Source organism: Micromonospora endophytica (assembly GCF_003236305.1).
Taxonomy (GTDB): Bacteria; Actinomycetota; Actinomycetes; order Mycobacteriales; family Micromonosporaceae; genus Micromonospora; species Micromonospora endophytica.
Window position 1 is genome coordinate 1 of the sequence record NZ_POTX01000239.1, and the last position, 8,816, is coordinate 8,816.

Here is an 8,816-nt window from a genome sequence, read left to right on the forward strand (position 1 = left end):
ATCTCGTCCCTATTTGCGCCATATGTCGCGACGAAAAGTGCAAGATCGGCGAGGTGTGTGCGGGTGGGTAGGAGGGGTGGCTAGGGGGTATTCGGGCCTTATGGCGAGCGCGATTCCGGACATCACGATGAATGACGGCAGCACGATCCCGCAACTGGGCTTCGGGGTCTTCCAGATCGACCCGGCGGAGACCGCCGAGGCGGTGCGCCAAGCACTGAGCGTCGGCTACCGGCACATCGACACCGCGCAGGGGTACGGCAACGAGGCCGAGGTCGGCCAGGGCGTACGCACGGCGGGGCTGGCCCGCGAGGACGTCTTCATCACCAGCAAGCTCGACAACAGCAAGCACCGCCCCGACGACGCACGGGCCGCGTTCCAGGCGTCGCTGGACGCGCTGCGCACCGACTATCTCGACCTGTTCCTCATCCACTGGCCGCTGCCGAACCGCTACGACGGCGACTTCGTCTCCACCTGGAAGGTGCTGGAGGAGTTCCAGGCCGACGGTCGGGCCCGCGCCATCGGGGTGTCCAACTTCCAGGTGCCGCATCTGGAGCGGCTGGCCGCCGAGTCGGATCTGGTGCCGGCGGTCAACCAGATCGAGGCGCACCCGTACTTCACCAACGACGAGGTGCGCGCGTACGGCTCGCGCAACGGGATCGTCACCGAGGCGTGGTCGCCGATCGCGCAGGGCGCGGTGCTCGACGACCCGACCATCACCGACATCGCCGAGCAGGTCGGCCGTACGCCGGCGCAGGTGGTGCTCCGCTGGCACATCCAGCGCGGTGACGTGGTCTTCCCGAAGTCGAACACCCCGCAGCGGATCGAGGAGAACTTCCAGCTCTTCGACTTCGAGTTGGACGAGGCGACGATGGAGCGGATCACCCTGCTGGACCAGGGTGAGGCCGGCCGCACCGGCCCCCACCCGGACACCTTCGGCTGAGCGGGCTTCCCGCTCCACGCAGCGAACGGTTGACCTCGAGTGCACTCGAAGACGCAGGCTGATGCCGCGTCCTCCGGCGCACGAGAGGAGTCCCATGCGGTACCGCACCATCGGCACCGACCCGCGTACCCGGCGCGAGGTCAGCGTGCTCAGTCTCGGCGCGATGCTCTTCGGCACGAAGACCGACGAGGCCACGTCGTACGCCATCCTGGACCGGTTCGTGGAGGCGGGCGGCACCTTCATCGACACCTCGAACAACTACGCCTTCTGGATGACCGGCGGCCAGGGTGGCGACAGCGAGGAACTGCTGGGCCGATGGCGGCGCAGCCGAGGGGTGGGCGACGAGATCGTCATCGCCACCAAGCTCGGCGCACGGCCACTGGCCCCCGGCACCAGCTACGTCGGCAACCGGGAAGGGCTGTCGGCGAAGGTGATCCGGGAGTCCGCCGAGCGCAGCCGGGAACGGCTCGGGGTGGCCCGGCTGGACCTGCTCTACGCCCACATCGAGGATCACCGGGTGCCGGTCCAGGAGACCGTGGCAGGCTTCGCCGAGCTGGTCGCCGAGGGCACGGTGGGGCTGCTGGGGGTCAGCAACCACCGGGCCTGGCGGGTGGAGCGGGCCCGCGCGGTGGCCGCCGCGGCCGGTCTGCCCGGGTACGAGGTGCTCCAGTACCACCGCAGTTACCTGCCCTGTCGGCTGGACGGGCCGACCGACCTCGACCCCGACGGCAACGTGGGCGCTGTCGGCGGTGACCTGATGAGCTATCTGCGGGCCGAGCCCGAGCTGACCCTGGTGTCGTACGCGACGCTGTTGCGGGGTGCGTACACCCACCCGGACAAGCCGCTCGGCCCGGAGTACGACCTGCCGAGCGCGCCGGTGCGGCTGGCCGCGCTGCGGGAGGTGGCGAAGCAGACCGGGGCGACAGTCAACCAGGTGGTGCTGGCCTGGCTGATCGGCGGGGAGGTGCCCACGATTCCGCTGGTGGGCGCCTCCTCCGTGGCCCAGCTGAACGAGAGCATCGGCGCCGTCGACCTGGCGTTGACGCCCGAGCAGCGGCACCGGCTCGACACCGCCTGGTGACCGGGGGCGGTCACCCGAGGCGCTGCCGGTGGGTTGGTGCGCCACCGGTGCCGCCGGCAGCCGCCGCTAGATCGGATCTAGCGGCGGCCGCCTGCCGTCTCGCGCCGGTTCAGGGAAGCGGGTTACCACCACCGCCGGCCGTCGTCGTTGAAGCAGGCGACGGCCACGCGTCGGATTTTGTCGTACGCATGCGGTGGGCTGGGGCGGCATGCGGTCCGATGCCTTTTCCGGCCCGGCTTCCCTGAACGGAAGGACATATCGAGATCATGAGTAGACGTACCAGCGGCCTCGCCATCGAGGCCGAGGGGCTGACCCGGTCGTTCGGCGAGACCCACGCGCTCGCCGGCCTCGACCTCACGGTGCCGGCCGGTGCCGTGTACGGCGTGCTCGGCCCGAACGGGGCCGGTAAGACCACTGCGGTGCGGATCCTGGCGACGCTGCTGCGGCCGGACGGCGGGCAGGCCCGGGTGTTCGGCCACGACGTGGTCACCGAGGCCGACGCGGTCCGCGCCCGGGTCAGCCTGACCGGCCAGTACGCCTCCGTCGACGAGGACCTGACCGGCGCGGAGAACCTGGTCCTGCTGGGCCGGTTGCTGGGGTTGCGCGGGCCGGCCGCCCGGCAGCGGGCGGAGCAGCTGCTTGCCGCCTTCGGGCTGACCGAGGCCGCCGGCCGGCAGGTCAAGAAATACTCCGGCGGCATGCGGCGGCGCATCGACATCGCGGCGAGCATCCTCAACACGCCCGACCTGTTGTTCCTCGACGAGCCGACGACCGGGCTCGACCCGCGCAGCCGCAACCAGGTGTGGGAGATCGTCCGGGCGGTCGTGGCACATGGCACCACAGTGCTGCTGACGACGCAGTACCTCGACGAGGCCGACAAGCTCGCCGGCCGGATCGCGGTGATCGACCACGGCCGGGTGATCGCGGAGGGCACCCCGGGCGAGTTGAAGTCGTCGGTCGGCTCCGGCACCGTCCACCTGCGACTGCGGGACGCGGCCCAGCGGCCGGAGGCGGAGCGACTGCTGCGTACGGTGCTGGACGTGCCGGTGCAGTTGGAGCCGGATCCGGTGGCGCTGACGGCCCGGGTCGGTGGGGACGGCAGCGACCTGGACGCCGGGGCGCAGGCTGCCCGAGCGCTCGGTGAGCTGACCAGCGCCGGCATCGTGGTGGACGACTTCTCGCTCGGCCAGCCGAGCCTGGACGAGGTCTTCCTGGCCCTGACCGATCACCCTGCCGTGCCCGCCGAGGACGCGCGGGACGAGGCGCTGGAGGCAGCCCGATGAGCAGCGACACCGCCACCTCGACCGGTCGCGCGCCGACGGTCTACGTCCCGTCGGCCGAGGCGTTGGGGACGATCCTCGCCCCCGGCGAGCGACCGCGCCGGCCCAGCCCGCTGGCGGCGTCGCTCGCCTTCAGCTGGCGGGCCCTGCTGAAGATCAAGCACGTGCCGGAGCAGCTGTTCGACGTGACGGCGTTCCCGATCATCATGGTGCTGATGTTCACGTACCTGTTCGGCGGCGCGCTCGCCGACAGCCCCCGTGAATACCTCCAGTTCTTCCTGCCGGGCATCATGGTGACGAGCGTCGTGATGATCACCATGTACACCGGCGTCGGCCTGAACACCGACATCGAGAAGGGTGTCTTCGACAGGTTCCGGACGCTGCCGGTGTGGCGGCCCGCCGCCCTGGTCGGCATGATCGTCGGGGATGTGCTGCGCTACGTGCTGGCGGCGACGGTGATCCTCACCGTCGGGCTGGTGCTCGGCTTCCGCCCCGACGGCGGCCTGCTCGGCGTGCTCGCCGGGATCGGCCTACTGGTGGTCTTCTCGTTCGCGTTCTCCTGGGTGTGGACGTTCTTCGGGCTCATCCTGCGCAGCGAGAAGTCGGTGATGGGGGTCAGCATGATGGTGCTGTTCCCGCTGACCTTCCTCAGCAACGTCTTCGTCGACCCGTCCACCATGCCGGGTTGGCTTCAGGCGTTCGTGCAGGCCAACCCGATCACGCACCTGGTGTCCTCGGTGCGGGCCGCGATGGCCGGCACCACCGACAGCACCGCCCTGATCTGGACGTTCCTCTGGAGCGCCATGTTCATCGTGGTCTTCGGCACCCTCACCATGTATCGCTACAACCGCCGCTGACGTCGATCCCGCCGGTCACAGGTGCCAGGGCACCGTGGCCGGCGGGAGGTAACGGCAGGAGGCACCGGTGGAGACGGCGTCGCGCAGGTGGGCGGCGAGCGGTGGGTGCCGCTTGTCGAGTCGGCGCAGGGTGTCCCGGATCCGGGCGGTGACCGTCTTGCGGGCCCGTTCCGCCTCGTCGCCGAGCCGGCGGGTCCGCCCCGCCAGCCCCGCGGCGGCGCGCAGCTGGTCGATGAGCGCCTGCCGTTCGGCGTCGAGCGCCGCCACCTTCGCCCGGTCGCCGCGACCCGCCGCCCGGTCGATCTCGTCGTCCAGCCGCGTCAGGTGACGCCGGTAGCGGCTCTTTGCCTCGTCGTCGAGGACCTGGTCACCACCGAGGCGCCGGGCGGCGACGAGGTGCGGCCCCGCGGCCGGGTCGAGCAGCTCGACGACGGGCACGTCGACTCCCGGGCGGCCGAGCAGCAGCCGCAGGTCGTGCAGCCCTTTGGCGTCCGGCAGGTGCACGGTGCGCCCCTCGTACGTCAGCCGCCAGACCGCGCCGTCGCGACGAAACTCGTACGCCATCGGGGGCGGGACCGGCGGTGCCGGCGCGGGGCGGTCGAGTCGGGCCAGCACCTGCCGCATGTCCAGCTCCCGCGCCTCGCGCTCGACCTCGGCACGCAACCGCTCGGCGCTGGCCGCGTCACCCGGGCCGTCGCGACCGACGAGCGCCTCGACGAGCGCGACCCGGGCCAGCAGCGACCAGGGCCGGGAACCCATCCGCTCGGCGTTGTCGCCGGCGGCGGTGAAACCGGCGACGGCGTCGTCCCAGCGTCGCTCGGCGGCGTCGATCACCGCCAGCCAGTGGTCGACCGGCCCGCCGATGTCGCAGCCGAAGAGGGCGACCAGCCACCGCCCCCGGTGCGCGACCAGCGCCTGCCGGGCCTCGGCAGCGCGGCCCGGGTCACCGAGGGTCGCCTGGGCGCGCAGCCGCAGCCACAGCGGCGAGACCGACCCTGGGTAGGTAGTGCCGGCCGCCGCCATCTGCGCGGTGAGTCGGGCGGCGGTGTGCAGGTCGCCGCGTTCCGCAGCGGTGATCGCGCGCAGCAGCTCCAGCTGCGGATGTTCGGCCGTGGTGAGCCCGTCGAGCAGCGCCTGAGCCTCCGCCAACCGGCCCCGCAGCAGCAGAAACGACCAACGCAGGTGATGCCAGAAGAAGCTGTGGTGCTCCATGGTGGGGTCGGTCAGCTCGGCGAAACAGTTCTCCGCGCCGGCGAAATCGCCCCGGAAGGCGTCGATGATGGCGTTGTCGATGGCGGCGCCCAGCCGATGCCGGGACCGTTCGGTCTGCCGGCCGGCGGTCACGAAAGCGACGAGCTCGTCCAGGTAGCCCGGGTCGCCGAGCTCCAGCAACGCCACCCAGCGCAGCGAGGTGGACCACAGCTCGGTCTCCTGGTCGCCGGCCCGGCGGGCCAGGTCGCGGATCTCGACGGTGAGGGCGGCCCGGTCGGCCGCCGTGCCCAGCCCCCAGTTCGCGTCGTGCCGGGCCCAGAGACTGAAACTCAACGCCTCGTCGTCCCGACCACGGCGGGCGACGGCCTCGGTGGCGCTGATCAGCCCGGCTTCGATCGTGTCGATTCCCACCTCGCCGCCGGGCTCGCCGATCAACCGCCGGTGCGCCTCCCGCAGCAGCGCCGCACTGTCGATGGCGACGCGCACGTTGATCTGGCACTGCCGGTGGACGGTGAGCGCGAAGCGGGCCAGCAGCGCCGGCTCGTCGACCGCCAGGGTCGCAGCGGTGGTCTCGGCGAGCAGTTTCGCTGCCTCCGCGCGGTCTCCGGTGTGCAGCATCCGATCGGTCAGCTCCATCATGATCCGCACCCGCTGCACGTCGTCCCGGACGACCGCCAGCGCCCGCCGAAGGTGCAGGATCGACTCCTCCAACCCCAGCCGGCAGCTGGCCTCCCGGGCGGCGGCCACCAGCAGCTCGGCGGCGCGATCGGGATCGAGCCGGTCACCGGCCAGCCAGGCGTGCCGGGCCAGGTCGGCGGGGACCAGCCAGGCGGCGAGCCCGGCGTGCTGGTCGACGGCGCGGACGACGGCCCGGTGGCGGTCCCGGCGGTCGTCGTCGGTGAGCCCGTCGTAGAGCGTCTCGCGGACCAGATCGTGGACGAAGGCGTACCGGTTGTCGCCGAGGGCGAGCAGCAGCCGCGCGGTGACCGCCACGTCGAGCAGTTCACCGACCCGCGCCGACGGCAGCTCCGCACCGGCCGCGAGCAGTTCGCCGTGGAACTCGCGGCCCAGCACGGCGGCCGTGGTGAGCGCGTCGACCACCATGGCGGGCAACAGGTCGAGCCGCTGCCGCACCACCTCCCGTACGCCGGGGGCGATGCTCGTCAGCACGCCGTCGGTGTGCCAGAGCCGGGCAGCCTGCTCGACGAAGAACGGGTTGCCACCGGTGCGCCGGTGGACGTCGGCCACGCACTCGGCGCCGGGCTCCCGGCCGGCGGTGCGGGCCATCAACGCGCCGACCTCGTCACGACCCAGGCCGGTGAGGGTGATCGTGGTGGCCTTGGCGACCAGCGCCATCAGCTGTGCGCGCAGCGGATGATCGCCCGACTCGACCTCGGCGTCACGGTAGGTGCCGACAAAGAGCAGCCGCTCGAACCAGGTGTGCTGGGCGGCGAAGCGCAACAGCCGCATCGAGGCGACGTCGGCCCAGTGCAGGTCGTCCAGGACCACCACCACCGGCCGACGCTGGGAGACCGACACCAGTGCGGTGGTGACCGCGTCGTAGAGCACGAACGCCTCACGCTCGGCCGCGTCCCCCTCGCCCGGCCCGCTCCCGTCCGCGCCAAGCGGATGGGATCCGATCGGCTCGCTCCCGTCCGCGGCGAGCGGATGGGTGTCGCTCGGCTCGCCGAGCAGCAGGGTCAGCGCCGGTTCGGCGGACTCGCGGGCCACCGCCCAGTCGTCGGGCGACCGACGCAGCCCCCGCAACACCTGCAACCAGGGCCAGTAGCCGGGGGCGTTCGCCGAGTCCCAACAGGCCGCGCCGAGCACCAGCGCACCCTGCTGGCGGGCCTCGTCGGTGGCGGCGGTGACAAGAGTCGTCTTGCCGATGCCGGGCTCGCCGGTGACCAGCACCAGCCCACCGTGGCTGGCCGTGGCCCGGTCGACCTCCGCGCGGAGCAGGCCGGCGGGATGCGCTCGCCCGATCATGGCTTCGCCGGCCCGCGCCCTCATGGGCACCGACGGTAGCCGACACCCCCGACATCGCGGGCCGTCCTGACGGGTACGAACGGCGCCTCGATCCGCGACCGGTTGTCCCGTCAGCGCCGGTGCACCGCCCGTTGCGCCAGGTGGGCGAGGATCGCCTGGTTGGCCTCCCAGCCGTCGGGGAACTTCACCGGCACGTCCAGCTGCGGCGCCTCGGTCGACGGATGCGCGTCCAGCAGCTCGCCGATGCCGGCGCGGGCCACCACGACGCAGGCCTGCCGGTGCCGGGAAGCGAGCACGCAGAGCCGCCCCGACTCCAGGTGGAACGCGGTCGCGTCGCGCCGCCCGGAGAGCGGATGCAGCACGATCGTCACGTCGTACTCCCGGCCCTGGAGCCGGTTGGCGGTGTCGACGGTGACGTCCGCACCGGCCGGGCCCAGGTGGGCCCGGATGGCCGCGACCTGGTCGCGGTGGGCGGCACCGACGGCGATCCGGTCCGCGCCGACGGGCGCGCCGTCGGGCGCCTGCTCGCAGTGCGCGACCGCGCCGCGCGCCAGCACCCGCAGCGCGAGCGCGGCGCACGCGGCGGCGGCCTCGGCGTCGGTACGCAGGGTGTGCCGCGCCGGTAGCTCGTAGAGCGCCCAGCCGGTCTCGGTGGCCAGCTCCACCGCCTGGTCGACGGCGTCACCCGGACCCGCGGCGGTGAGCCGCAACGCCCGTTCGGTGGCGACGGTGCCGGCCCGGAACTCGGTGAACGGGTAGAACGCGCGTGACACCACCGGGGCCGCCGAGGCGGGCAGCCGCCAGGAGACCGGCAGCCGGTGCACCGGCAGCTGCGGGTTGTGCCGCAGCAGCACGGCCACCGCCGACTGCATCGGATCCCAGCTCAGCCCGGCCCACCGGCCGACCTCCACGGTGGAGAACGGGTCGAGCTGGCCCGGATCCCCCACGAAGAGGGCCCGTTCGAATCTGCCGGCCACGCGCAGCAGGGCGTCCGAACGCATCTGGTACGCCTCGTCCGCGATCGCCCACGGCCAGCAGCCCTCGGTCACCGTGGCCCATTTGGCGGCCGTACCGACGACGACGGCGGAGGCGGCGAGGTCGGTGACCTTCGCGGCGACCCGGACCTGCCCGTGCGCCTTGACCCGGGCCGACGGCCGGTAGTCGCTCGCGGAGAGCCGACCGACCCGCAGCTCGGGTGCTTTCCGGGCGAGCCTGTCGATCAGGTCGTCCACCTGCTCGTTGGTCTGCGCGATGATCATCAGCGGCTCGCCGGCGCCGGCCAGCTCCACGGCGGCCCGCACCACGAGCGTCGACTTGCCCGCCCCCGGCGGCGAGTCCACCACCACGCCCCGGTGGTCACCGGAGCGCAGATCGGCGAGCACCGCCGTGATCACCCGCTCCGCCTCAACCCCCGGCGGCACGCTCAGCCCCGTCCGCATCCTCGCCCACCTCCCCGC

General features: G+C 72.6%; 6 protein-coding genes. 4 read left to right on the forward strand and 2 right to left on the reverse strand.

What is annotated here, in order from left to right; all coding sequences use genetic code 11:
* Positions 1-100: 100 nt before the first annotated feature.
* The 4 genes from C1I93_RS25070 to C1I93_RS25085 all read left to right on the forward strand — a co-directional run bounded on the left by C1I93_RS25070 (position 101) and on the right by C1I93_RS25085 (position 4,158).
* Positions 101-940, forward strand: a complete 840-nt coding sequence (locus tag C1I93_RS25070; protein WP_111245747.1) for an aldo/keto reductase — start codon at positions 101-103, stop codon at positions 938-940.
* A gap of 94 nt (positions 941-1,034) precedes the next feature.
* Positions 1,035-2,021: an aldo/keto reductase gene (locus C1I93_RS25075; RefSeq protein WP_111245748.1), complete on the forward strand. Its 987-nt coding sequence runs from the start codon at positions 1,035-1,037 to the stop codon at positions 2,019-2,021.
* Between the two features lie 266 nt (positions 2,022-2,287).
* Positions 2,288-3,304 carry an ATP-binding cassette domain-containing protein gene (locus C1I93_RS25080; RefSeq protein WP_111245749.1) on the forward strand — a complete coding sequence of 339 codons (1,017 nt, stop codon included), beginning with the start codon at positions 2,288-2,290 and terminating at the stop codon, positions 3,302-3,304.
* A complete protein-coding gene (locus C1I93_RS25085) occupies positions 3,301-4,158 on the forward strand; it encodes an ABC transporter permease (protein ID WP_111245750.1) in 858 nt (285 codons plus the stop codon). The genes C1I93_RS25080 and C1I93_RS25085 overlap by 4 nt, the downstream gene beginning before the upstream one ends.
* A 15-nt stretch (positions 4,159-4,173) precedes the next feature.
* Here the strand turns inward: C1I93_RS25085 and C1I93_RS25090 are convergent, their stop codons facing one another.
* Positions 4,174-7,383: an ATP-binding protein gene (locus tag C1I93_RS25090; protein ID WP_111245751.1), complete on the reverse strand. Its 3,210-nt coding sequence runs from the start codon at positions 7,381-7,383 to the stop codon at positions 4,174-4,176.
* An 86-nt stretch (positions 7,384-7,469) separates the two neighbouring features.
* Entirely contained in the window at positions 7,470-8,798 is a 1,329-nt protein-coding gene (locus C1I93_RS25095) for an AAA domain-containing protein (RefSeq protein ID WP_111245752.1), read from the reverse strand.
* Between the last annotated feature and the right edge of the window lie 18 nt (positions 8,799-8,816).

What these genes read in the sequence shown, in the direction of transcription:
- C1I93_RS25090 (WP_111245751.1), bottom strand. Translation starts at nt 7,383, where the DNA reads ATGAGGGCGCGGGCCGGCGAAGCCATGATCGGGCGAGCGCATCCCGCC.
- C1I93_RS25075 (WP_111245748.1), top strand. Translation starts at nt 1,035, where the DNA reads ATGCGGTACCGCACCATCGGCACCGACCCGCGTACCCGGCGCGAGGTC.
- C1I93_RS25085 (WP_111245750.1), top strand. Translation starts at nt 3,301, where the DNA reads ATGAGCAGCGACACCGCCACCTCGACCGGTCGCGCGCCGACGGTCTAC.
- C1I93_RS25095 (WP_111245752.1), bottom strand. Translation starts at nt 8,798, where the DNA reads ATGCGGACGGGGCTGAGCGTGCCGCCGGGGGTTGAGGCGGAGCGGGTG.
- C1I93_RS25070 (WP_111245747.1), top strand. Translation starts at nt 101, where the DNA reads ATGGCGAGCGCGATTCCGGACATCACGATGAATGACGGCAGCACGATC.
- C1I93_RS25080 (WP_111245749.1), top strand. Translation starts at nt 2,288, where the DNA reads ATGAGTAGACGTACCAGCGGCCTCGCCATCGAGGCCGAGGGGCTGACC.